Source organism: Pseudomonas chlororaphis subsp. chlororaphis, assembly GCF_003945765.1.
GTDB lineage: Bacteria > Pseudomonadota > Gammaproteobacteria > Pseudomonadales > Pseudomonadaceae > Aquipseudomonas > Aquipseudomonas chlororaphis.
Map to the genome: position 1 here is coordinate 626,692 of NZ_CP027712.1, position 23,170 is coordinate 649,861.

The 23,170-nt window shown below is 62.3% G+C and carries 18 protein-coding genes and 2 tRNA genes; 15 read left to right on the plus strand and 5 right to left on the minus strand.

Annotation, left to right across the window (positions count from 1 at the left end):
* Positions 1 to 85 precede the first annotated feature (85 nt).
* Complete coding sequence (locus tag C4K27_RS02755; RefSeq protein WP_169915460.1) at positions 86 to 700, plus strand: trimeric intracellular cation channel family protein; 615 nt, start codon at positions 86 to 88, stop codon at positions 698 to 700.
* Here the strand turns inward: C4K27_RS02755 and queG are convergent.
* Entirely contained in the window at positions 682 to 1,761 is a 1,080-nt protein-coding gene (gene queG, locus C4K27_RS02760; protein WP_007921396.1) for a tRNA epoxyqueuosine(34) reductase QueG, read from the minus strand. The two genes, C4K27_RS02755 and queG, sit on opposite strands and share 19 nt — an antisense overlap.
* 63 nt (positions 1,762 to 1,824) lie before the next feature.
* Here queG and C4K27_RS02765 point away from each other — a divergent pair, with 63 nt between their 5' ends.
* From C4K27_RS02765 to C4K27_RS02820, 12 genes are all read left to right on the plus strand, one after another.
* A complete protein-coding gene (locus tag C4K27_RS02765; RefSeq protein ID WP_053259420.1) occupies positions 1,825 to 2,685 on the plus strand; it encodes an NAD(P)H-hydrate dehydratase in 861 nt (286 codons plus the stop codon).
* A complete protein-coding gene (gene tsaE, locus C4K27_RS02770) occupies positions 2,673 to 3,143 on the plus strand; it encodes a tRNA (adenosine(37)-N6)-threonylcarbamoyltransferase complex ATPase subunit type 1 TsaE (protein WP_053259421.1) in 471 nt (156 codons plus the stop codon). The genes C4K27_RS02765 and tsaE overlap by 13 nt, the downstream gene beginning before the upstream one ends.
* A 3-nt stretch (positions 3,144 to 3,146) precedes the next feature.
* Positions 3,147 to 4,574: an N-acetylmuramoyl-L-alanine amidase gene (locus tag C4K27_RS02775; RefSeq protein WP_202949036.1), complete on the plus strand. Its 1,428-nt coding sequence runs from the start codon at positions 3,147 to 3,149 to the stop codon at positions 4,572 to 4,574.
* Entirely contained in the window at positions 4,571 to 6,481 is a 1,911-nt protein-coding gene (mutL, locus tag C4K27_RS02780; RefSeq protein ID WP_053259422.1) for a DNA mismatch repair endonuclease MutL, read from the plus strand. The genes C4K27_RS02775 and mutL overlap by 4 nt, the downstream gene beginning before the upstream one ends.
* Positions 6,481 to 7,452 (plus strand): tRNA (adenosine(37)-N6)-dimethylallyltransferase MiaA, encoded by a 972-nt coding sequence (gene miaA / locus C4K27_RS02785; protein WP_053259423.1) that lies wholly within the window; start codon positions 6,481 to 6,483, stop codon positions 7,450 to 7,452. The genes mutL and miaA overlap by 1 nt, the downstream gene beginning before the upstream one ends.
* A gap of 93 nt (positions 7,453 to 7,545) precedes the next feature.
* The gene (gene hfq, locus C4K27_RS02790) at positions 7,546 to 7,806 is read left to right on the plus strand and encodes an RNA chaperone Hfq (RefSeq protein ID WP_007921378.1); all 261 of its coding nucleotides are present in this window, start codon (positions 7,546 to 7,548) and stop codon (positions 7,804 to 7,806) included.
* Positions 7,807 to 7,818: 12 nt separating this feature from the next.
* Positions 7,819 to 9,120: a ribosome rescue GTPase HflX gene (gene hflX, locus C4K27_RS02795; RefSeq protein ID WP_053259424.1), complete on the plus strand. Its 1,302-nt coding sequence runs from the start codon at positions 7,819 to 7,821 to the stop codon at positions 9,118 to 9,120.
* 96 nt (positions 9,121 to 9,216) lie between these two features.
* The gene (gene hflK / locus C4K27_RS02800) at positions 9,217 to 10,386 is read left to right on the plus strand and encodes an FtsH protease activity modulator HflK (RefSeq protein WP_007921369.1); all 1,170 of its coding nucleotides are present in this window, start codon (positions 9,217 to 9,219) and stop codon (positions 10,384 to 10,386) included.
* Positions 10,386 to 11,255, plus strand: coding sequence for a protease modulator HflC (gene hflC, locus C4K27_RS02805; protein WP_007921367.1), 870 nt, complete (start codon positions 10,386 to 10,388; stop codon positions 11,253 to 11,255). The genes hflK and hflC overlap by 1 nt, the downstream gene beginning before the upstream one ends.
* A gap of 315 nt (positions 11,256 to 11,570) precedes the next feature.
* Positions 11,571 to 12,758, plus strand: coding sequence for an ATP phosphoribosyltransferase regulatory subunit (locus tag C4K27_RS02810; protein WP_009046692.1), 1,188 nt, complete (start codon positions 11,571 to 11,573; stop codon positions 12,756 to 12,758).
* 54 nt (positions 12,759 to 12,812) lie between these two features.
* The gene (locus C4K27_RS02815) at positions 12,813 to 14,105 is read left to right on the plus strand and encodes an adenylosuccinate synthase (RefSeq protein ID WP_009041907.1); all 1,293 of its coding nucleotides are present in this window, start codon (positions 12,813 to 12,815) and stop codon (positions 14,103 to 14,105) included.
* Positions 14,106 to 14,243: 138 nt separating this feature from the next.
* The gene (locus C4K27_RS02820; RefSeq protein WP_053259425.1) at positions 14,244 to 16,178 is read left to right on the plus strand and encodes a methyl-accepting chemotaxis protein; all 1,935 of its coding nucleotides are present in this window, start codon (positions 14,244 to 14,246) and stop codon (positions 16,176 to 16,178) included.
* Positions 16,179 to 16,241: 63 nt separating this feature from the next.
* On the opposite strand, the gene C4K27_RS02825 is transcribed toward C4K27_RS02820, so the two are convergent.
* The 4 genes from C4K27_RS02825 to C4K27_RS02840 all read right to left on the minus strand — a co-directional run bounded on the left by C4K27_RS02825 (position 16,242) and on the right by C4K27_RS02840 (position 19,377).
* Positions 16,242 to 17,807: an ABC transporter permease gene (locus C4K27_RS02825; protein ID WP_053259426.1), complete on the minus strand. Its 1,566-nt coding sequence runs from the start codon at positions 17,805 to 17,807 to the stop codon at positions 16,242 to 16,244.
* Positions 17,807 to 18,832, minus strand: coding sequence for an extracellular solute-binding protein (locus C4K27_RS02830; protein WP_053259427.1), 1,026 nt, complete (start codon positions 18,830 to 18,832; stop codon positions 17,807 to 17,809). Before C4K27_RS02830 ends, C4K27_RS02825 begins: the two co-directional genes overlap by 1 nt.
* A 201-nt stretch (positions 18,833 to 19,033) precedes the next feature.
* Positions 19,034 to 19,120 (minus strand) — tRNA-Leu (locus C4K27_RS02835).
* Between the two features lie 170 nt (positions 19,121 to 19,290).
* Positions 19,291 to 19,377 (minus strand) — tRNA-Leu (locus C4K27_RS02840).
* A gap of 224 nt (positions 19,378 to 19,601) precedes the next feature.
* On the opposite strand from C4K27_RS02840, the gene rnr reads away from it, so the two are divergent.
* Both rnr and rlmB read left to right on the plus strand, forming a co-directional pair.
* Entirely contained in the window at positions 19,602 to 22,208 is a 2,607-nt protein-coding gene (gene rnr / locus C4K27_RS02845; RefSeq protein WP_053259428.1) for a ribonuclease R, read from the plus strand.
* Entirely contained in the window at positions 22,205 to 22,972 is a 768-nt protein-coding gene (gene rlmB / locus C4K27_RS02850; RefSeq protein ID WP_053259429.1) for a 23S rRNA (guanosine(2251)-2'-O)-methyltransferase RlmB, read from the plus strand. The genes rnr and rlmB overlap by 4 nt, the downstream gene beginning before the upstream one ends.
* Positions 22,973 to 23,170: the final 198 nt, after the last annotated feature.

Below are 23,170 nucleotides of genomic sequence, written 5' to 3' on the forward strand. Positions count from 1 at the left end.
CGGGGGCTCCAGCAATTCCAGCCGGCGCCCCCTTTTGGTGCCGGCAGCAACTGAGTAGACTGCGCGCCTTCCTGTAAGGACCGCTATCATGCTGCTGATGCTTTACCTGATTGCCATTACCGCCGAAGCCATGACTGGCGCCTTGTCTGCCGGTCGTCGCGGCATGGACTGGTTCGGGGTGGTGTTGATCGCCTGCGTCACGGCCCTGGGTGGCGGTTCGGTGCGTGACGTGCTGCTGGGGCATTACCCGCTGACCTGGGTCAAGCACCCGGAGTACCTGGTGTTGACCTCGGTCGCGGCCCTGGTGACGATCTTCATCGCGCCCTTGATGCGCCACTTGCGTTCGCTGTTCCTGGTGCTCGACGCCGTGGGGCTGGTGGCGTTCACCCTGATCGGTTGCATGACCGCCCTGGAAATGGGCCACGGCATGGTGGTGGCTTCGGTCAGCGGGGTGATTACCGGGGTGTTCGGCGGCATCCTGCGGGACATTTTCTGCAACGATATTCCGCTGATCTTCCGGCGTGAGTTGTATGCCAGCGTCTCGTTCGCCGCGGCCTGGTGCTACATGCTCTGCATCTATCTGCAATTGCCCGGCGAGCAGTCGATCCTCATCACCCTGTTCGGCGGCTTCCTACTGCGCCTGCTGGCGATCCGTTTTCACTGGGAAATGCCCAAGTTCGTCTACAACGACGAGCAATGACGGCTGGCGTGCTGCTTCAGCGCCCATTCCACGTGTTCGCGCACCAGTTCTGACGGGTAATCCCGCCGGGCTTTCAGGGCTTCCAGCACCGGAATGCTCGACGGCGCGTTACCCAGCCCCACCGCCAGGTTGCGCAGCCAGCGCTCATAGCCGGCGCGGCGCAGCGGCGAGCCTTCGGTGCTGCTGAGAAACTTGTCCTCGTCCCACATGAACAATTCGGCCAGCTCGGCATTGTCGAGGTTGTGGCGTGGCTTGAAGTCGCCTTCGCCGGAAGGGCGGGCGAAGCGGTTCCACGGGCAGACGATCTGGCAATCGTCGCAGCCGAACACCCGGTTGCCGATCAGCGGGCGCAGGTCTTCGGGAATGGCGTTTTTCAGTTCGATGGTCAGGTACGAAATGCAGCGCCGGGCGTCCAGTACATAAGGGCCGACGAAGGCCTTGGTCGGGCAGATGTCCAGGCATGCCGTGCAGCGGCCGCAATGCTCGGTGGCGTGTGGCTCGTCCACCGGCAAGGGCAGGTCGACGAACAGTTCGCTGAGGAAGAAATAGCTGCCGGCCTTGCGGTTGAGTACCAGGGTGTTCTTGCCGATCCAGCCGAGCCCGGCTTGTTCGGCGATGGCTTTTTCCAGCACCGGGGCGCTGTCGACGAAGGCGCGATAGCCGAACGGGCCGATTTCCTTCTGGATGCGCTCGGCCAGTTGTTGCACGCGCTTGCGGATCAGCTTGTGATAGTCGCGGCCCAGGGCGTAGCGCGAGACATAGGCCTTTTCCGGCTGGGCCAGGCGCTGCGCCATCTGGGTGTCGCCGGGCAGGTAATCCATGCGCAGGGACACCACGCGCAGGGTGCCGGGCACCAGTTCGTCCGGATGGGAGCGTTTGCTGCCGTGGGCGCCCATGTAGTCCATTTCGCCGTGGTAGCCGGCCTCGAGCCAGCGTTCCAGGTGCTGCTCATGCTCGGCCAGGTCCAGGCCGCTGATGCCGACTTGCTGAAAGCCCAGCTCGCGGCCCCAATCCTTGATCGATTGGGCGAGGGCAGGCAGATCGGTGGTAATGGCAGGCATGAGGCGAGAGAAACCGGGGCTGAGGTGCGTATAATTCTGCCAGACATCGGAGCCCGAAGACGCATGCCGCAGACAAAACACCCTTTACCCGACATTCAGCCGTTGACGCTCGACACGCTGCCGCGGCTGGCTGCCCGTTCGCCAAGCGCCCATAAAGGCCAGTTCGGGCACCTGTTGCTGATCGGCGGTGATCGCGGTTTTGGCGGCGCGGCGCTGCTCTGCGCCGAGAGCGCCCTGCGCAGCGGTGCCGGGATGGTTTCTCTGGCGACTCGCAGCGAGCACGTTGCGGCCGCTCTGGCGCGGGTCCCGGAGGTCATGGCCCTGGGCACCGACTCGGCCAACCAGTTGATGGGCTTGCTGGAGCAGGCGTCGGTCATCGTGGCGGGCCCCGGGCTGGGGCAGGCGGCCTGGGGGCGCAGCCTTTTATCTGCCGCCGCCAATGCGCCGCGGCCCCAGGTCTGGGATGCCGATGCGCTCAATCTGCTGGCCAAGGGCGGTTTGACCTTGCCGTCGGGCAGCGTGATCACCCCGCACCCGGGGGAGGCCGCACGGCTGCTGGGGATTTCCACCGCGCAGGTGCAGGCGGATCGCCCGGCCGCCGCGCGGGCGCTGAGCAAAAAATACACAGCTGTCGCCATCCTGAAGGGCGCTGGAAGCCTGATTGCCAGCCCTGATGGCCGCCTGGCCCGTTGCGACCGGGGGCATCCGGCCATGGCCACGGCGGGGCTGGGGGATGTGCTGGCCGGTCTGGTCGGGGCGCTGCTGGCCCAGGGGATGCCGGCGTTCGATAGCGCTTGCCTGGCGGTCTGGCTGCATGCCGTCGCGGGCGAGCATCAAGGTAAATTGGGCCGGGGGCTGGCGGCCAGCGATCTGATCCCGGTCATTCGTCAGTTGCTGGAGGAGCAATCATCGTGTCTGAAATAACCCTGTATCTGGCAGACGAAGACGCCATGATCGCCTTTGGCGCGCGCCTGGCGCAGGTCACTCAAGGGGTGGGTGTGATCTTTCTGGAAGGCGATCTGGGGGCGGGGAAAACCACATTGTCCCGGGGGCTCATCCGCGGCCTGGGACATGCCGGCGCGGTGAAAAGCCCGACCTTTACCCTGGTCGAGCCTTACGAGATCGGCGATGTGCGGGCCTTCCACTTCGATCTTTATCGCCTGGTCGATCCGGAAGAGCTGGAGTTTCTCGGCATCCGCGATTATCTCGAGGGCGATGCACTGTGTCTGATCGAGTGGCCCCAGCGTGGTGCGGGCTTTTTGCCAAAGCCGGACCTGACCATTACCATTAGCCCGCATAACAGCGGGCGCTCCCTGCATTTGTTGTCGCAAGGCTCGCGTGGCGAGGCCTGGTGTGCCGTTTTGGCGTTGGAATTCAAATAATTGATGGGGTTAGGTATGCGCATTCGCGCGTTGGTTGCTGTCGTAGGACTGTTGCTTACGGCATTGGCCGTCGACGCTCTGGCCGCTACACAGGTCCGCAGCGTTCGCCTGTGGCGGGCACCGGATAACACTCGACTGGTATTTGACCTGTCCGGGCCGGTCCAGCACAGCGTCTTCACCCTGACGGCCCCTGATCGTCTGGTGATCGATATCAACGGTGCGACCCTCGGCGGGCCGCTGAATGTCTCCACGGCGAATACGCCGATTACGGCCATGCGTTCGGCCCAGCGCACGCCTACCGACCTGCGGGTGGTCATCGACCTGAAAAAGGCCGTCACCCCCAAGAGTTTTACCCTGACGCCCAATGCCCAGTACGGCAATCGCCTGGTGGTCGATCTGTTCGACAACCCGGCCGACGCCGCGCCGACTCCGCCACCTGCGCCGAATGTCGCGACCGTGCCGGCGGTCCCGGTAACGCCGACCAAGCCTGAGATCAAGCTGCCACCGGCCCCCGCCGGCAAGCGCGATATCGTCGTGGTCATCGATGCCGGTCACGGTGGCGAGGACCCGGGTGCCTCCGGCTCGCGCGGCCAGCATGAGAAAGACGTGGTGCTGGCCATCGCCCGCGAACTGCAGCGCCAGATCAACGGCCTCAAGGGCTTCCGCGCCGAGCTGACCCGTACTGGCGACTACTTCATCCCGCTGCGCGGCCGCACCGAGATCGCCCGCAAGAAAGGCGCCGACCTGTTCGTCTCGATCCACGCCGATGCGGCACCGTCCCGCGCGGCCTTCGGGGCCTCGGTGTTCGCGCTCTCCGACCGTGGCGCCACGTCCGAGACGGCCCGCTGGCTGGCGGACAGCGAAAACCGTTCCGACCTGATCGGCGGGGCCGGCAACGTCAGCCTCGATGACAAGGACCGGATGCTCGCCGGCGTACTGCTGGACTTGTCCATGACGGCCTCGCTGACTTCCAGTCTCAACGTCGGCCAGAAAGTGCTCAGCAACATCGGCCGGGTCACCCCGCTGCACAAGCAGCGCGTCGAACAGGCCGGGTTCATGGTGCTCAAGTCTCCGGACATTCCGTCGATCCTGGTGGAAACCGGCTTTATCTCCAATGCCAACGAAGCGTCCAAGCTGGCCACTGTCAGCCACCAGCAGGCATTGGCGCGCTCCATCAGCAGCGGTGTGCGGCAGTTTTTCCAGCAGAATCCACCGCCGGGCACCTACATCGCCTGGCTGCGGGATTCCGGGAAGATTGCCCAGGGACCTCGCGACCACCGCGTGAGCCCGGGGGAAACCCTGGCGATGATCGCCGTGCGTTATCAGGTTTCCGCCGCCACCCTGCGCAGCGCCAACAACCTGAGCAGCGATGAGCTGAAAATCGGTCAGACCCTCACCATCCCGGGTACAGAACTGGCGGCCAAGGAATGAATGACGCAGTCATCAGCAGCGCCCGCATCGAGCTAATCAGCCCGCGACTGGCGAACCAGATTGCCGCCGGTGAGGTGGTCGAACGTCCGGCCTCGGTGATCAAGGAGTTGCTGGAGAACAGCCTCGACTCCGGGGCCAAGCGTATCGATGTGGATGTCGAGCAGGCGGGTGTCAAGCTGCTGCGGGTACGCGACGACGGCAGCGGCATCTCCGCGGACGATCTGCCGCTGGCCCTGGCGCGCCACGCTACCAGCAAGATTCGCAACCTTGAGGACCTGGAGCAGGTCATGAGCCTGGGCTTCCGTGGAGAGGCACTGGCTTCCATCAGCTCGGTCGCGCGCTTAACCCTGACTTCCCGTACCCGCGACGCCGATCAGGCCTGGCAGGTGGAAACCGAAGGTCGCGACATGGCCCCGCGCGTGCAGCCGGCGGCCCATCCGGTCGGTACATCGGTGGAAGTCCGCGACCTGTTCTTCAATACCCCGGCCCGGCGCAAGTTCCTCAAGGCCGAGAAAACCGAGTTCGATCACCTGCAGGAAGTGATCAAGCGCCTGGCCCTGGCGCGTTTCGACGTGGCCTTTCACCTGCGCCACAACGGCAAAAGCGTCCTCAGCCTGCATGAAGCCAACGATGATGTGGCGCGTGCACGGCGGGTTGCCGCGGTGTGCGGTTCGGGCTTTCTCGAGCAGGCGCTGCCGATCGAAGTCGAACGTAATGGCCTGCATCTGTGGGGCTGGGTAGGCTTGCCGACCTTTTCCCGCAGCCAGGCGGACCTGCAGTATTTCTACGTCAACGGCCGCGCGGTGCGCGACAAGCTGGTGGCCCATGCGGTGCGCCAGGCTTACCGCGACGTGCTGTTCAACGGTCGGCATCCGACCTTTGTGCTGTTCTTCGAAGTCGACCCGGCGGTGGTCGACGTCAACGTGCACCCGACCAAGCACGAAGTGCGCTTCCGCGACGGACGCATGGTCCACGACTTCCTGTATGGCACCCTGCATCGCGCCTTGGGCGATGTCCGGCCGGAAGACCATCTGGCGGCGCCGGCCGCGGTCGCCGGCATTGTGCGGCCGAGCGGGATCGAGGCCGGCGAGTTCGGCCCCCAGGGCGAAATGCGCCTGGCGGCGAACATGACGCTGGAGCAGCCGCAGGCCCAGCCAGCGTTCAATCCGGCAGGGACTGGCTCGGGCGCGGGTTATCAGTATCAGTACACGCCGCGTCCGCAGCCAGTGTTGCCGGCGGCCGAGGCGCAAAGCGCCTATCGTGAGTTCTTCGCGCCACTGCCGGAATCCGGCGCAGCGTCCTTGCCGGATGCCCAGGGCGATATCCCGCCGCTGGGTTATGCGCTGGCGCAGCTCAAAGGCATCTATATCCTCGCGGAAAACGCCCAGGGCCTGGTGCTGGTGGACATGCACGCGGCCCACGAGCGGATCATGTACGAGCGCCTGAAGGTGGCGATGGCCAGCGAAGGCCTGAGTGGCCAGCCGCTGCTGGTGCCGGAGTCGATCGCTGTCAGCCAGCGCGAAGCGGATTGTGCCGAGGAGCATGTCAGCTGGTTCCAGCGCCTGGGCTTCGAGTTGCAGCGCCTGGGCCCGGAATCGCTGGCGATCCGGCAGATTCCGGCCTTGCTCAAGCAGGCGGAAGCCAACCGCCTGGTGCATGACGTCCTGACCGACTTGATGGAGTACGGCACCAGCGACCGTATCCAGGCGCACCTCAACGAGTTGCTGGGTACCATGGCCTGCCACGGTGCGATCCGTGCCAATCGCCGCCTGGCCCTGCCGGAAATGAACGGCTTGTTGCGCGACATGGAAAACACCGAGCGCAGCGGTCAATGCAACCATGGCCGACCGACCTGGACCCAGTTGGGCCTGGACGATCTGGACAAACTCTTCTTGCGCGGTCGTTGATGAGCCAGCTTCCTCCAGCGATCTTCCTGATGGGCCCGACTGCCGCTGGCAAGACCGACCTGGCCATCGAGCTCACCAAGGTTCTGCCTTGCGAACTGATCAGCGTCGATTCGGCGCTGGTCTACCGTGGCATGGACATAGGCACCGCCAAGCCGTCCAAGGAAATCCTGGCCGAGTTTCCACACCGTCTGATCGATATCCTCGACCCGGCCGAGAGCTATTCGGCGGCGGATTTCCGCACCGATGCGCTGGCCGCCATGGCCGATATCACCGCGCGCGGCAAGATTCCGCTGCTGGTGGGCGGCACGATGCTCTATTACAAGGCTTTGCTCGAAGGCCTGGCAGACATGCCGCCGGCCGACCCACAGGTTCGCGCGGAGCTGGAAGAAGAGGCCGCACGCCTTGGCTGGCAAGCCTTGCATGACCAACTGGCGATAATCGACCCCGAATCGGCGGCGCGGATTCATCCCAATGATCCGCAGCGCCTGACCCGGGCCCTGGAGGTCTATCGGGTCAGCGGCCTGAGCATGACCGCCCACAGACTGCGACAATCTGCGCAAAGTACTGAAGCAGCCGCTTCGGGACGGGGACAATTGCCCTATACTGTCGCGAACTTGGCCATTGCCCCGGCAAACCGTCAGGTACTGCATGAGCGTATTGCACAAAGATTCACAATTATGTTGGAACAGGGATTCGTCGACGAGGTCGTAGCTCTGCGTTCTAGAAGTGACCTGCATGCCGGGTTGCCGTCTATACGTGCTGTAGGCTACCGACAGGTCTGGGATCATCTGGATGGCAAGCTGACATTCGCCGAGATGCAGGAGCGCGGCATCATTGCCACGCGCCAATTGGCGAAGCGCCAGTTCACCTGGTTACGCAGCTGGGCTGATTTACACTGGCTGGACAGCCTGGATTGCGACAATCTGCCACGCGCCTTGAAATACCTGGGAACGGTCTCCATATTGAGCTGAGTCCTTGCAATTGCCGTCTATCCTTGGGGGTGGGGCGGTTTTAGCCATCTGTTTTCCGATTTTTTATTATTGATCCTTAAAGGAGTGCGGCACATGTCAAAAGGGCATTCGCTACAAGACCCTTACTTGAATACTTTACGTAAAGAGAAAGTTGGGGTTTCCATCTATCTGGTCAACGGGATCAAGCTGCAAGGTACGATCGAGTCTTTCGACCAGTTCGTCATCCTGCTGAAGAACACCGTCAGCCAAATGGTTTACAAGCACGCTATCTCGACAGTGGTGCCGGTTCGTCCAATTCGCCTGCCTAGCGCATCCGAATCCGAACAGGGTGACGCTGAGCCAGGTAACGCCTGATAGGAGTCTCCTTTGTTCTTTGAGCGCCACGGTGGTGGTGAACGTGCAATTCTCGTTCACTTGGATGGTCAGGACCCTGAGGCGCGCGAAGATCCGCAGGAGTTTCAGGAGTTGGCAATATCGGCCGGCGCCGAGACCGTCGCGTTTGTTAACGTGCCGCGTCATCGGCCAACCGCCAAGTACCTGGTTGGCAGCGGCAAGGTCGAAGAATTACGCGACCTGGTCAAAGCCGAACAGGTCGACCTGGTGATTTTCAATCACATCCTCACACCCAGTCAGGAACGTAACCTCGAACGTGCTTTCGAGTGTCGCGTGATTGACCGCACGGGTCTGATTCTCGATATTTTCGCCCAGCGCGCCCGCACTCACGAAGGCAAGCTCCAGGTAGAGCTGGCCCAGCTTGAATATATGAGTACCCGTCTGGTTCGTGGCTGGACTCACCTTGAGCGGCAGAAGGGCGGTATCGGCCTGCGTGGTCCGGGTGAAACCCAGCTCGAGACCGACCGGCGTCTTCTGCGGGTTCGCCTGCGGCAGATCAAGGCCCGGCTGGAGAAGGTTCGCAGCCAGCGTGAGCAGGCTCGTCGCGGGCGCAAGCGTGCCGACATTCCTTCGGTATCGTTGGTGGGCTACACCAACGCCGGCAAGTCCACCTTGTTCAACTCCGTGACCGAGTCCGATGTGTTTGCGGCCAACCAACTGTTCGCCACCCTCGATCCGACCTTGCGCCGGCTCGAACTGGACGATCTTGGTCCGGTCGTGTTGGCCGATACCGTAGGGTTCATTCGTCATCTGCCGCACAAACTGGTCGAGGCGTTTCGGGCTACGCTCGAAGAGTCGAGCAACTCCGACCTGCTGCTGCATGTGATCGATGCTCATGAGCCGGAGCGCATGGCCCAGATCGAACAGGTCATGGTGGTGCTCGGCGAGATCGGGGCCCAGGACTTGCCGATACTGGAGGTCTATAACAAACTCGATTTGCTCGAGGGGGTAGACCCGCAGATCCAGCGCGATGCCGATGGCAAGCCGCAGCGGGTCTGGTTGTCGGCTCGTGAAGGGCAAGGGCTGGACCTGCTCAAGCAGGCCATTGCCGAGTTGCTCGGCGAGGATTTGTTTGTAGGCACCTTGCGCTTGCCGCAGCGTTTTGCTCGACTGCGAGCGCAGTTCTTCGAGTTGGGCGCAGTGCAGAAAGAAGATCACGACGAGGAAGGTGTCAGCCTGCTGGCTGTCCGCTTGCCGCGAGTCGAGTTGAATCGACTGGTAAGCCGCGAAGGCATGAAGCCGCTGGAGTTCATCGAGCAACACACTTTGCAATAAAAGCCTGAGAAAGCGGTTGTGCCGCTGTAGCAGGCATTCTGTAGCATTGGTCGGCGCGCCGTGGGTGCGTCTTTGCTTTATCAGATGGAGAGCGCTATGGCTTGGAATGAGCCGGGTGGCAACTCGAATAATCAGGATCCTTGGGGTGGTAAGCGCCGCAACAATGGCGACCGCAAGGGGCCACCGGATCTCGACGAGGCCTTCCGCAAGCTGCAGGAAAGCCTGAATGGGTTGTTCGGTGGTGGCAAGAAACGTGGTGACGATGGTGGCAGTTCCGGCAAGGGCGGCGGTCTCGGCCTGCTCGGTATCGGTCTGGTCGTGCTGGCGGCCGTGTGGCTGTACAGCGCGGTGTATGTCGTGGACGAGCAGGAGCAGGCCGTGGTGCTGCGCTTCGGCAAGTACTACGAAACCGTCGGCCCGGGCCTGAACATCTACTTCCCGCCGATCGATCGCAAGTACATGGAAAACGTCACGCGCGAGCGTGCCTATACCAAGCAGGGTCAAATGCTGACTGAAGACGAGAACATCGTCGAAGTGCCGCTGACCGTGCAGTACAAGATCAGCAACCTGCAGGACTTCGTGCTGAACGTCGATCAGCCGGAAATCAGCCTGCAGCACGCCACCGACAGTGCGCTGCGCCACGTAGTGGGTTCCACCGCGATGGACCAGGTGCTGACCGAAGGTCGTGAGTTGATGGCCAGCGAAATCAAGGAGCGTCTGCAACGCTTCCTCGATACCTATCGCACCGGTATCACCGTTACCCAGGTGAACGTACAGAGCGCAGCGGCACCGCGTGAAGTGCAGGAAGCCTTCGATGACGTGATCCGTGCCCGTGAAGACGAGCAGCGTTCGCGCAACCAGGCTGAAACCTACGCCAACGGTGTCGTGCCGGAAGCCCGTGGTCAGGCCCAGCGCATCATCGAGGATGCCAACGGTTACCGTGGCGAAGTGGTTTCCCGCGCCAAGGGTGAGGCCGATCGCTTCACCAAGCTGGTGGCCGAATACCGCAAGGCACCTGAAGTGACCCGTGAGCGTCTGTACCTGGACACCATGCAGGAAGTCTTCAGCAATACCAGCAAGGTTCTCGTGACCGGCAACAAGAACGGCCAGAGCAATCTGCTGTACCTGCCGCTGGACAAAATGGTCGAAAGTGGCCGCAGCACCAGTGCTCCGGTGACCGGCGCAGCAGCCAGCAGCAACGAAGCGAATGCGCGTGCGGCAGCTGATCTGCAGCAACAGCAAGCGCGTACCAGGGAGAGTCGCTGATGAGCAATAAATCGCTGATCGCCCTTATCGTTGGCGTCGTCGTGGCGATCGCTGCCTGGAACTGCTTCTACATCGTCGCTCAGACCGAGCGCGCGGTGTTGCTGCAGTTCGGTCGTGTGGTCCAGGCTGACGTTCAGCCGGGCCTGCATGTGAAAGTGCCCTATGTGAACCAGGTGCGTAAGTTCGACGCTCGCCTGATGACCCTAGATGCACCGACCCAGCGTTTCCTGACGCTGGAAAAGAAAGCCGTGATGGTCGATGCCTATGCCAAATGGCGCGTGAAGGATGCGGAGCGTTTCTATACCGCGACTTCCGGCCTCAAGCAGATCGCCGACGAGCGTCTTTCCCGTCGTCTGGAGTCGGGCCTGCGTGACCAGTTCGGCAAGCGCACCCTGCACGAAGTGGTTTCCGGTGAGCGTGATGCGCTGATGGCGGACATCACGGCTTCGCTCAACAAGATGGCCGAGAAAGAGCTGGGCATCGAAGTGGTCGATGTCCGGGTCAAGACCATCGACTTGCCGAAGGAAGTGAACCGCAGCGTCTTCGAGCGTATGAGCACCGAACGTGAGCGTGAAGCGCGTGAGCATCGCGCCAAGGGTAACGAACTGGCGGAAGGTATTCGTGCCGACGCCGATCGTCAGCGCCGCGTACTGTTGGCCGAAGCCTATCGTGAGTCGGAAGAGATTCGCGGTGATGGCGACGCCCAGGCCGCAGCCATCTACTCCAAGGCCTACGGTCAGGATCAGGAGTTCTACGGTTTCTACCGTAGCCTGCGTGCCTATCGTGAAAGCTTCGCGAACAAATCCGACGTCATGGTCCTGGACCCAAGCAGCGACTTTTTCCGTTACCTGGAAAAGGCCAAGCCTTGATGCGACGTTGACCTGAATCGCCCCGCCCGGCGGCTAAAGTGTCTGGCGGGGTGATCCTTTGGGAAAACGAGTGTATGATGCGGCAGCCGGGAAATTCCCGGCTTTTTTGCGTCTGCACGTTTGATTGTGGTTGTTGGTGCAAGACGGCGAGTTGAACGACTCGACAGTTTTTTTCGAGGAAAGTGAGTGGCGAAGCCGGTTTCAGGCTTTTCGCCCCGTCGCCCATGCGCGTGGTTTGCACATGGGCCGATCATTTTCTGCTTCACTCAAGGCCCGCCCATAGGCTGGCCGCCTGGATCACAGGGGAATGGCGTAATGGCAACGGTAGACCGCTGGCTGCTGCCAGATGGCATCGAAGAAGTACTGCCACCTGAGGCGGCGCGCATTGAAGTTGCGCGTCGCCAGGTGTTGGATCTGTTCCAGAGCTGGGGTTACGAGTTCGTCGTGACCCCTCATATCGAGTACCTGGAATCCTTGCTGACTGGCGCGGGCCAGGACCTCGATCTGCGTACCTTCAAGGTCATCGACCCGCAATCGGGCCGGCAGATGGGTTTCCGCGCCGACATTACGCCGCAGGTGGCCCGTATCGATGCGCATACCCTGCGTCGCGAAGGCCCGAGCCGCCTGTGTTACGCCGGTAGCGTGCTGCATGCGCAGCCGCGTGCCTTGTCGTCCTCGCGCAGCCCGATCCAGCTGGGTGCCGAGTTGTATGGCGATGCGAGCCCGAGCAGCGACGTGGAAGTCATCAGCCTGATGCTGGCGATGCTGCAACTGGCCGATGTGCCGGATGTGCACATGGATCTGGGGCATGTCGGTATCTACCGTGGCCTGGCCCGCGCGGCGGGTCTCTCCGGCGAAGTGGAACAGCAGCTGTTCGATGCCCTGCAACGCAAGGCCATCGACGAAGTCATTACCTTGACCGAAGGCCTGCCGGCCGACCTGTCCGGCATGCTGCGGGCGCTGGTCGACCTGTGCGGCGGCCGTGAAGTGCTGGCTGCAGCCCGCGAGCGCCTGGCCAATGCGCCGGCGCCGGTACTGGCGGCCCTGGACGATCTGTTGGCGATTGCCGAGCGTCTTTCCGTGCGTTTCCCTGAATTGCCGCTGTACTTCGACCTGGGCGAGTTGCGTGGCTACCACTACCACACCGGTGTGGTGTTCGCGGTGTTCGTGCCGGGCGTTGGCCAGTCCATTGCCCAGGGCGGTCGTTATGACGACATCGGCGCCGACTTCGGTCGCGCCCGTCCGGCAACCGGCTTTTCTACCGATTTGAAAACCCTGGTGACCCTGGGGCGTGCTGAGATCGAGCTACCGTCTGGCGGTATCTGGATGCCGGACAGTACGGATGCAGCCCTCTGGCAGCAGGTTTGCCAGTTGCGCAGTGAGGGTCAGCGCGTGGTTCAGGCCTTGCCTGGACAACCATTGGCCGCCGCCCGTGAAGCGGACTGCGACCGGCAATTGATTCAGCAGAACGGGCTTTGGCAAGTATTGCCGCTGGCTTCTTGAGTTTTCCCGCCGGCCGTTGCCGGCACCAAGTTTGCGCGAATGAGGACAAGTGTTATGGGTAAGAATGTCGTAGTCCTGGGCACCCAGTGGGGTGATGAGGGCAAAGGCAAGATCGTTGATCTGCTGACCGAACATGCTGCCGCCGTAGTGCGCTACCAAGGTGGCCACAACGCTGGCCACACCCTGGTGATCGACGGCGAGAAAACCGTCTTGCACCTGATCCCTTCGGGTGTGCTGCGCGAAGGCGTCCAGTGCCTGATCGGCAACGGCGTGGTGGTTGCGCCGGACGCCTTGCTGCGTGAAATCGTCAAGCTGGAAGAGAAAGGCGTACCGGTGCGTGAGCGCCTGCGTATCAGCCCATCCTGCCCACTGATCCTGTCCTACCACGTGGCACTGGATCAGGCGCGTGAAAAGGCCCGCGGCGAGCAGAAGATCGGTACCACCGGTCGCGGCATCGGCCCGGCTTACGAAGACAAGGTCGCTCGTCGCGGCCTGCGTATCGGCGACCTGTTCCACCGCGAGCGTTTCGCCGCGAAGCTGGGCGAGTTGTTGGACTACCACAACTTCGTACTGGTCAATTACTACAAAGAGCCGGCCATCGACTTCCAGAAGACGCTCGACGAGTGCATGGAATACGCCGAGCTGCTCAAGCCGATGATGCTGGACGTGACCGCCGAGCTGCACCAGCTGCGTCGCGCAGGCAAGGACATCATGTTCGAAGGCGCCCAGGGCTCGCTGCTGGACATCGACCACGGTACCTATCCGTACGTCACCAGCTCCAACACCACTGCCGGCGGCATTGCCACCGGTTCGGGCGTTGGCCCGATGTACCTGGACTACATCCTCGGTATCACCAAGGCTTACACCACTCGGGTAGGTTCGGGTCCGTTCCCGACCGAACTGTTTGATGACGTGGGTGCTTTCCTGGCCAAGCGTGGCCATGAGTTCGGTGCAACCACCGGCCGTGCCCGCCGTTGCGGCTGGTTCGATGCCGTCATCCTGCGTCGCGCCATCGACGTCAACAGCATCTCGGGCCTGTGCCTGACCAAGCTGGACGTGCTGGACGGTCTGGAAACCATCAATATCTGCGTGGGCTACAAAAACCAGGATGGCGCAGTCATCGACGCGCCAACCGACGCTGACAGCTATATCGGCCTGGAGCCGGTTTACGAGCAGATGCCAGGCTGGAGCGAGTCGACCCTGGGGGCCAAGACCCTGGAAGAGCTGCCGGCCGCTGCCCGTGCCTACATCAAGCGTATTGAAGAGCTGGTCGGCGCGCCGATCGACATTATTTCGACAGGCCCGGACCGCAACGAGACCATCGTTCTGCGTCACCCGTTTGCTTGATAAGCTGTTGATGTAAAAAACAAAGGCCCCTTCATAGGGGCCTTTGTCGTTTCTGCCTGCCGGGCGGCACGACCCTTGCTGTGATTTGCTCTTCCAGAGTGCCATCAGTTTGATGGCGTTGAAGTAGAGGGATTTCCTGTGTCGGCCGTTCTCTCACTGTTACAAAGCCGTTTGTTGCGGCCTGTGTTCGTTACCCTTGGTATCGCTCTTTTGGTGCAGGTGTTGGTTGCCGTTGCCCTGACCCGGAGCACGGTAACGGCCCTGGAGGCGGATCTGGCCGCTCGTCTGGGCGTCGATAGCCAGAAGCTGTCCGGCGAACTGGAACAGGCGGCTCGTGAGGTCACCTCGAGCCTGGAAAGCCTTTCCAGCAACACCCGGCAACGCTTGACCGCCGGGCTCTCCTCGCGCCTGGAAGAGGAGCAGGCGCAATTGCGCGCGACGCTGGAGAAGGATCTCAAGGATTCAGCCAACGATATGGCCCAGTTGCTCGCTTCGGTGGCCCCGCGCGCCATGTGGGACAGCGACGTTCCGACCCTCTCCGAGTTCGCCCGGCGCGCCCAGCGCAATCCCAACGTGCTGTTCGTGGTGTACGACGATGCCAATGGCGAGCACCTGACCCGCTATCTGAACCGGGAAAACCCGATCAACAAGGCGCTGCTGGAAAAGGGCAAGGGCGAGCGTGCCCTGGACAAGGTGCTGGACGCGGCCAAGAACGATCCATCGGTCTACTACCTGGAAGCCTCCATCAGTCCTAACGGCGTGGAGATCGGCAAGGTGCTGATGGGGGTTTCCACGGCGTCGGTCGAGGCGGATGTGGCGGCGCTGGACAAGCGTTTCGAGGCCTTGATCGCCAGCAGCGACCAACTGGTTGGCGATAGCCTCAAGGGCGCTTCGGCGGACAGTTCGGCGGCCATGCGTGCGCGCCTGCAGTCGGCGCAGACCACCGCTTCGGACATGCAGGCCAACACCGCGGGTACGGTGCAGGACGCGGCGGCCACCCTGCGCTGGCGCATCGGCATGGGCCTGGCGCTGGTCGGCTGCGGGGTCTTGCTGTTGCTGGCGGTGGTGCTGGGGCGGCGAGTGGTCAGCAAGCTGCATCTGCTGATCGCCGCGTTAAACGATCTGGCCGCCGGTGAGGGTGATTTGACCAAGCGGGTCCAGCTCAACAGCAATGACGAGATCGGCGACATGGCCTCGGCGGTCAATCGTTTTGTCGACAAGTTGCAGCCGATCGTGCGTGAGGCCGGCGATGTGGCGCAGCGTACTGGCGTCGAAATCGGCGCGATGAGCCTGCGTAATGCTGGGGCGGACGCCGCGGCCGAGGCCCAGCGTGACGAGGTGGCGGAGAGTTTGCGGGCGCTGTCGCAGATGGCTGACGAAGCCCAGGCGGAAAGCCAGGCGATGCAGGCGGCCTTGCAGCAGGTGGTGGAGATCCGTCAGGCGACCGACGAAAACACTCGCACCTCGGCCCAGGTGGGCGGTCTTATCGAGGCGCTGGCGGGGCAGGTCGACACGGGGGCCAAGGTCATCGAACGTCTGGCGCAGCAGAGCGAACAGATCGAGGTGGTGTTGACGGTGATTCATGGGATTGCCGAGCAGACCAACCTGCTGGCCTTGAATGCGGCCATTGAAGCGGCGCGGGCCGGGGAAACCGGGCGCGGCTTTGCGGTGGTGGCCGATGAGGTCAGGGCGCTGGCGAGCAAGACGCAAAGCTCTACCGGCGATATCCAGGCGCATATCGGTGCGCTGCAGCAGGGCGCGCGCGAGGCGGTGGCGGCGATCGGCCAGGCTGGAAGGCAGGCCAGCGAAGGGTTGCTGGTGTTGCGCGACAGTGCGCGGTTGCAACAATCGGTGCAGTCGTCGGTGGAGCAGGTGCACGCGGCGATTGGCCTGGCGACCCAGGCGGCTGCCCATCAGGCTCAGGGCGCGCAAGCAGTGCGCGGCCGGGTCGAGACCATCCATGCCCAGGCCGAGCGGGCAGCTCAGGCTGTGGTGGAGACCACGGCCAGCGGCAAGGTACTGGATAGCCTGGCAGCCCAACTGAAGGCCAGCCTGGGGCAGTTCCGGGCTTGAGTGTTCACGAGGCTTGAATGCTCGGGGCGGGGCTCCTACAGAAGGCTTTCTGTAGGAGTGGGCTCAGCGGCTCAGATACATCCGTGTCGTCAGCAGATAGACCGGTAGCCCCGATACCAGGATCAACAGCGCCGCATAAGGCGCTGCGGCGGCAAACTCCACATTCGCCGTGTGTGCCCAGACTTCCGTTGCCAGCGTATTCAGCCCAGTCGGGCTGAGCAGCAGGGTGGCCGTCAGTTCCTTCATGGCATCCAGGAATACCAGGGCAAAGGCGGCGCCCAAAGCTGGGAAAATGATCGGCAGAGTCACGCGGCAGAAGGCTGTGAATGAGGAGGCGCCCAGGGTGCGGGCGGCTTCCTCGAGTTGCGGTGCCGCCTTGTTCAGGGCGGTGCGGATCGGTGCCTGCGCCAGGGGCAGGAACAGCAGGGCGTAGGCGATCAGCAACAGGGCTGAGGTCTGATACAGCGCCGGTACGTAGTGCAGGGCAAAGAACACCAGCGTCAGCGCGATCACCAGGCCTGGCAGGGCGTGCAGCAGGTAAGGCAGGCGTTCGGCCCAGAGTGCCAGGCGACCCTTGTGGCGCACCACCAGCAGTCCGACCGGTACTGCCAGCACCAGGCACAGCGCCGCGCCACCCAGCGATAGCGCCAGGGAGGAGAGCAGGGCTTCGCTGATGGCGGCCACCGGGAAAGCGGCCGATGAGCCGACGGCCAGCCAGTACGCCAGCATGCCCAGCGGAATGCCGCTGCCGATCAGGGTCAGCAGCGCGCAGTACAGTTGTCCGCCAATCGCCCATTTGCCGAGGCGCACTTGCTCGGCATGTCGTGCCGCGCCCTGGCCGGTTCGTACATGGCGGCCTTTGCCGCGAACCCGCAATTCCAGCCACAGCAGGGCCAGGCACAGCGCTAGCAGCACGGCGGAAAGCATCGCCGCGTTGGCATTGCTGAACTCCAGTTCGAACTGCTGATAGATCGCGGTGGTGAAGGTTTGCAGGCCGATAATCGACAGTGCACCGAACTCCACCAGCATGTGCAGGGCGATCAGTAGCGAGCCGGCCAGCAATGAGGGCCAGAGCAGGGGTAGGGTGATCCGGAAGAATACGCCCCAGCGATTCTGCCCGAGGGTGCGGGCCGATTCCTCCAGGGAGGGATCGAGATTGCGCAAGGTGGCCGCGACAGGCAGGAATACCAGCGGGTACTTGGACAGGCTCATGACCAGGATGGCCCCGCCCAGGCCTTCGAAGCTGGCGCTGAGGGAGACCCAGGTGAAGCTGCTGACGAAAGCTGGTACGGCAAAGGGCAGGCACAGGATCACGCCCCAGAGGCGTCGCCCCGGCAAGTCGCTGCGTTCCAGTAGCCAGGCCAGGGACAGGCCGACGATAGCGCAGGTAACGGTCACGCCAATGAGCAGTAGCAGGGTGTTGCGCAGCAGGCCGAATACATAGGGTCGCCACAGCAGGTGCAGGGCTTCGGCCCAGCCGGCCTGCCAGGCCTTGAGCCCGACATAGAGCAATGGCAGCAGGCTGAGCCCGACCAGCAACAGGACCGGTAGCAGCAGCCAGATTGATGGTCCCCTGCGCCTCGGTATGTAGTTCGTGCGTGAGGCGGGGGTGGGCAGCGATGGGCTCATCAGTTCAGGCCGACTTCGCGTTCCAGTTCCAGGGCTTCTTCGGCGTTGCCGAGGTCGGCCGGGGTGACTTTCGGCGCTTGCAGTTCACTGAACGGCTTGAGGCCTCGATCCGATTCCAGGCCTTTGCGCAGCGGATATTCTGCGGTGGTCTGGGTGATTACGCGCTGGCCTTCTTCGCTGGCCATATAAGCGAGGAATTGCTGGGCTTCTTTGGGGTGTTTGCTGGACTTGAGTACCGCGGCGCTGGATACGGTGATCAATCCGCCGGCATCGCCGCCGGTGAAATAGTGCAGCTTCGAGTCAAGCTGGCCTTTTTCACGTTGCAGGGCGAACCAGTAGTAGTTGTTCACCAGCACGGTGGCGACTTCGCCGTTTTCCACGGCCTTCAAGGCCACCATATTATTGCTGTAGGTCTTGCCGAAAGCGCGCAGGCCGGTCAGCCATTCTTCGGCGGCGTCCATCCCGTGCAGCTTGATGATTGCCACGGCCTGTTCCTGGAATGCGCCGCTGGTGGGAACGAAGCCTACCTTGCCTTGCCATTGTGGCTGGGAGAACTCCATCACCGATGCAGGCAGGTCTTTTTCGTCGATCAGCTTCGGGTTGAACGCTACCACACGAACTCGGGCGGTAATGCCGATCCAGGTGCCGTTACCGGCGACGTAGTCCTTGGGCAGGACTTCAAGGGTCGCAGCATCGGTCTTGGCCAGCAGGCCTTGCTCGCCGAGTTTGTTCAGGGGCGGCGATTCTTCGGTGTAGATCACGTCGGCGGGGGAGCGCTCGCCTTCTTCCACGATCTGGCTGGCGAGCTGGTTGCTGCTGCCCTTGCGCACATTGACGTGAATGCCGGTCTTGGCCTCGAAAGCCTTGGCGATGGCGTCGCCGACTTCCTTGTGCTGGCCGTTGTACAGCGTCAGGGAAACCGGATCGGCTGCTTGAGTGAGTGGAGATGCCAGGGCCAGGCCCAGCAAAGTGATGGTCAAGCCGCGCAGAAGGGATGTTGGAAGGGAGGTGTTTCTAAACATCATTCGCAGGGTTCCTCACTGTGGTGCCGCAAAAACTTGTAACAATCATAAACGATATTGTTTCTCATGTGCGGCTTGGCGGGCTGGAGAGTCCTGGAGGAGGGGCGCTTGGGCGGGGGAAATGATTGTTGTGGGCCAGAAACGCAAAAACCCGCTTTCGCGGGTTTTTGTGAGGCTTCACAGCTATGCTGTGAAACTTGAATGTGGTGCCCAGAAGAAGACTCGAACTTCCACGGCCTTGCGGCCACCAGCACCTGAAGCTGGCGTGTCTACCAATTTCACCATCTGGGCAGTATCAGCAGCGTTGCCGCTGTTGATGGGGCGAACTATACGGAGCGCCTTTGAATCTGTAAAGCCCTGTTTTGACTTAGATTCAATAAATCAAACACTTAGAATGCAAAAACCCGCTTTCGCGGGTTTTTGGAGGAGTCTGAAGATTCAAACGATCTACAGCTCTGAATTGGTGCCCAGAAGAAGACTCGAACTTCCACGGCCTTGCGGCCACCAGCACCTGAAGCTGGCGTGTCTACCAATTTCACCATCTGGGCAGTATCGGCAACGTCTCCGTCGTCGATGGCGCGCACTATACGGACCACCTTTTGAGCTGTAAACCCCTGATCTTGAAAATATTGAAAAAAATTCGCCGACGGCTTTTGCAGGATGATTCTGAAGCCTCTAAAGGACTTTTCGGAGCCTGTCTTAGCCTGAAATTTCCCGTTTCAATACGCGTATGCCAAACTAACCCGCATATAGACAAGGTGAAATTTATCTAATGGCCGATTGGCAGTCCCTCGATCCCGAGGCCGCTCGTGAAGCGGAAAAATATGAAAACCCTATCCCTAGCCGCGAACTGATCCTTCAGCACCTTGCTGATCGGGGTTCGCCTGCTAACCGCGAACAGTTGGTCGAAGAGTTTGGTCTGACCACAGAAGACCAGATCGAAGCCCTGCGTCGCCGCCTGCGCGCCATGGAGCGCGATGCCCAACTGATCTACACACGCCGCGGCACGTATGCGCCGGTGGACAAGCTCGACCTGATCCTCGGCCGTATCAGCGGTCACCGTGACGGCTTCGGCTTCCTGGTTCCGGATGACGGCAGCGACGACCTGTTCATGAGCCCGGCGCAGATGCGCCTGGTGTTCGATGGCGACCGTGCGCTGGCCCGGGTTTCCGGTCTGGATCGCCGCGGTCGCCGCGAAGGCATGATCGTCGAAGTAGTGTCCCGTGCCCACGAGAGCATCGTCGGCCGTTATTTCGAAGAAGGCGGAATCGGTTTTGTGGTGGCGGACAACCCGAAGATCCAGCAGGAAGTGCTGGTGACCCCGGGCCGCAATGCCGGCGCCAAGATCGGCCAGTTCGTCGAGGTGAAGATCACCCACTGGCCGACTCCGCGCTTCCAGCCGCAAGGCGACGTGGTCGAGGTCGTGGGCAACTACATGGCCCCGGGCATGGAAATCGATGTTGCCTTGCGCACCTACGATATTCCTCACGTCTGGCCCGAGGCGGTGCTGAAGGAAGCCGGCAAGCTCAAGCCGGAAGTCGAAGAGAAGGACAAAGAGAAGCGCATCGACCTGCGTGATCTGCCGTTCGTCACCATCGACGGCGAAGATGCTCGCGACTTCGACGATGCAGTCTATTGCGAAGCCAAGCCCGGCAAGCTGCGCCTGTTCGGCGGTGGCTGGAAGCTGTACGTGGCGATTGCCGACGTTTCCAGTTACGTGAAGATCGGTTCGGCGCTGGATAACGAGGCTCAGGTGCGCGGCAACTCGGTGTATTTCCCCGAGCGCGTGGTGCCGATGCTGCCGGAACAGCTGTCCAACGGCCTGTGCTCGCTGAACCCGAAAGTCGATCGTCTGGCCATGGTGTGCGAGATGACCATCTCCAAATCCGGCGAGATGACCGACTACCAATTCTACGAAGCGGTGATCCACTCCAAGGCGCGCCTGACCTACAACAAGGTCAGCACTATCCTTGAGCAGCCGAAAACCAGCGAGGCTAAGCAACTGCGTGGCGAGTACGCCGATGTCGTGCCGCACCTCAAGCAGCTTTATGCGCTGTACAAGGTGTTGCTCGGTGCCCGTCATACCCGTGGCGCCATCGACTTCGAGACCCAGGAAACCCGGATCATCTTCGGTTCCGAGCGCAAGATCGCGGAAATTCGTCCGACTACCCGTAATGATGCGCACAAGCTGATCGAGGAATGCATGCTGGCGGCCAACGTGGCCACCGCCGAATTCCTCAAGAAGCACGAAATCCCCGCGCTCTATCGCGTTCACGACGGCCCGCCGCCAGAGCGCCTGGAAAAGCTGCGCGCCTTCCTCGGCGAGCTCGGCCTGTCCCTGCATAAAGGCAAGGACGGCCCGACGCCGAAGGACTACCAGGCCCTGCTGGAAAGCATCAAGGATCGTCCGGACTTCCATCTGATCCAGACCGTGATGCTGCGCTCCTTGAGCCAGGCGGTGTACAGCGCTGACAATCAGGGCCACTTCGGCCTGAACTACGAAGCCTATACCCACTTCACCTCGCCGATTCGCCGTTACCCGGACCTGCTGACTCACCGGGCGATTCGCAGTGTCATCCACTCCAAGCAGAACACGCCTCACGTGCGTCGTGCCGGTGCGATGAGCATTCCGAAGGCGCGCATCTATCCCTACGACGAGGCGATTCTCGAGCAGCTTGGCGAGCAGTGCTCGATGAGCGAGCGGCGTGCCGACGAAGCGACCCGCGACGTGGTGAACTGGCTCAAGTGCGAATACATGAAAGACCGCGTGGGCGAGGCGTTCCCGGGCGTGATCACTGCGGTGACCGGTTTTGGCCTGTTCGTCGAATTGACCGATATCTATGTCGAAGGTCTGGTGCATGTCACGGCGCTGCCGGGCGACTACTACCACTTCGATCCTGTGCATCACCGCCTCGCCGGTGAGCGCACCGGCCGCAGCTTCCGCCTGGGTGACAGCGTGGAAGTGCGGGTCATGCGCGTCGATCTGGACGAGCGCAAGATCGACTTCGAGATGGCGGAAAAAACCATCAGTGCGCCGATCGGTCGCAAAAAGCGTGGCGCTGTCGATGTGCCTCCGGCCAAGACGGCCGCCGAGCCTGCCCCAGCCAAGGCCGGGCGTCGTGGTCCGGCCAAGGAGAAGCCGGTCGAGGCCTACCGCTCCAGCGATGCGGCGGCGAAAAACGCCGAAGTGCGCAAGAGTCGTGAGATGAAGCAGGCGCTGCTGGCCGAAGCCAAGAGCGGCGGTAAAGCGGCGTCTGGGGGAAAGTCCGGAAAGCCGGCGTCCAGCAAACCGAGCAAACATCGTAAAGGTCCGCCGAAAGCGGGCGCAGGTCCTGCGGCGAAAAGCGGCGGGGCACGTAAACCCAAGGCCAAGTCATGAGTCAGTTGGAAAAGATCTACGGCGTGCACGCTGTAGAAGCATTGCTGCGTCACCACCCCAAGCGCGTCAAGCAGATCTGGCTGGCCGAAGGCCGTAGCGATCCGCGTGTACAGGTGCTGGTGGACCTGGCCGGGCAGAATCGCGTGGCGGTCGGTCAGGCCGAGCGTCGCGAAATGGACGCCTGGGTCGAAGGCGTTCACCAGGGCGTCGTGGCTGAAGTGAGTCCAAGCCAGGTCTGGGGCGAAGCGATGCTCGATGAGTTGCTCGACCGTACCGAGGGCGCGCCGCTGCTTCTCGTGCTGGACGGCGTGACCGACCCGCATAACCTTGGCGCCTGCCTGCGCACTGCCGATGCGGCCGGAGCACTGGCGGTGCTGGTGCCGAAAGACAAATCGGCGACCCTGACCCCGACCGTACGTAAGGTGGCGTGCGGCGCCGCGGAAGTGATTCCGCTGGTGGCCGTGACCAACCTCGCGCGCACCCTGGAAAAGCTCCAGCAGCGCGGCCTGTGGGTCGTTGGCACGGCTGGCGAAGCCGAGCAGGAACTGTATGACCAGGACCTGACCGGGCCGACCATCCTGATCATGGGCGCCGAAGGCAAGGGTATGCGTCGCCTCACCCGCGAGCATTGCGATTTCCTGGTGCGCCTGCCGATGGCCGGTAGCGTCAGCAGTCTCAACGTTTCGGTGGCTACCGGCGTGTGCCTGTTCGAAGCCACGCGCCAGCGTGCGGCCAAAGCCAAGAGCGCAGCCAGGAAGGCCTGAGTTTCCTCCCTCTATGTAGGTGCGAGCTTGCTCGCGATAGCGGCCCGACCGAGGTGCTGCAATCGTGAGCAGGCCTGTCTGGCAGGTTTGGCGCGCCCTGGCGCCCAGTTGTTCAAATAATCACCAATTGCCTTGCGCCGCTGTTCCCCCTTCTCTACAATTGCGCCCCTTGCCGTTGCGGCAGGCGCATATGTGCCT

Excerpts from the sequence above, each read along its gene's own strand:
- queG (WP_007921396.1), bottom strand. The coding sequence starts at position 1,761 with ATGCCTGCCATTACCACCGATCTGCCTGCCCTCGCCCAATCGATCAAG.
- C4K27_RS02765 (WP_053259420.1), top strand. The coding sequence starts at position 1,825 with ATGCCGCAGACAAAACACCCTTTACCCGACATTCAGCCGTTGACGCTC.
- C4K27_RS02775 (WP_202949036.1), top strand. The coding sequence starts at position 3,147 with ATGGGGTTAGGTATGCGCATTCGCGCGTTGGTTGCTGTCGTAGGACTG.
- mutL (WP_053259422.1), top strand. The coding sequence starts at position 4,571 with ATGAATGACGCAGTCATCAGCAGCGCCCGCATCGAGCTAATCAGCCCG.
- miaA (WP_053259423.1), top strand. The coding sequence starts at position 6,481 with ATGAGCCAGCTTCCTCCAGCGATCTTCCTGATGGGCCCGACTGCCGCT.
- hfq (WP_007921378.1), top strand. The coding sequence starts at position 7,546 with ATGTCAAAAGGGCATTCGCTACAAGACCCTTACTTGAATACTTTACGT.
- hflK (WP_007921369.1), top strand. The coding sequence starts at position 9,217 with ATGGCTTGGAATGAGCCGGGTGGCAACTCGAATAATCAGGATCCTTGG.
- hflC (WP_007921367.1), top strand. The coding sequence starts at position 10,386 with ATGAGCAATAAATCGCTGATCGCCCTTATCGTTGGCGTCGTCGTGGCG.
- C4K27_RS02810 (WP_009046692.1), top strand. The coding sequence starts at position 11,571 with ATGGCAACGGTAGACCGCTGGCTGCTGCCAGATGGCATCGAAGAAGTA.
- C4K27_RS02815 (WP_009041907.1), top strand. The coding sequence starts at position 12,813 with ATGGGTAAGAATGTCGTAGTCCTGGGCACCCAGTGGGGTGATGAGGGC.
- C4K27_RS02825 (WP_053259426.1), bottom strand. The coding sequence starts at position 17,807 with ATGAGCCCATCGCTGCCCACCCCCGCCTCACGCACGAACTACATACCG.
- C4K27_RS02830 (WP_053259427.1), bottom strand. The coding sequence starts at position 18,832 with ATGATGTTTAGAAACACCTCCCTTCCAACATCCCTTCTGCGCGGCTTG.
- rnr (WP_053259428.1), top strand. The coding sequence starts at position 19,602 with ATGGCCGATTGGCAGTCCCTCGATCCCGAGGCCGCTCGTGAAGCGGAA.
- rlmB (WP_053259429.1), top strand. The coding sequence starts at position 22,205 with ATGAGTCAGTTGGAAAAGATCTACGGCGTGCACGCTGTAGAAGCATTG.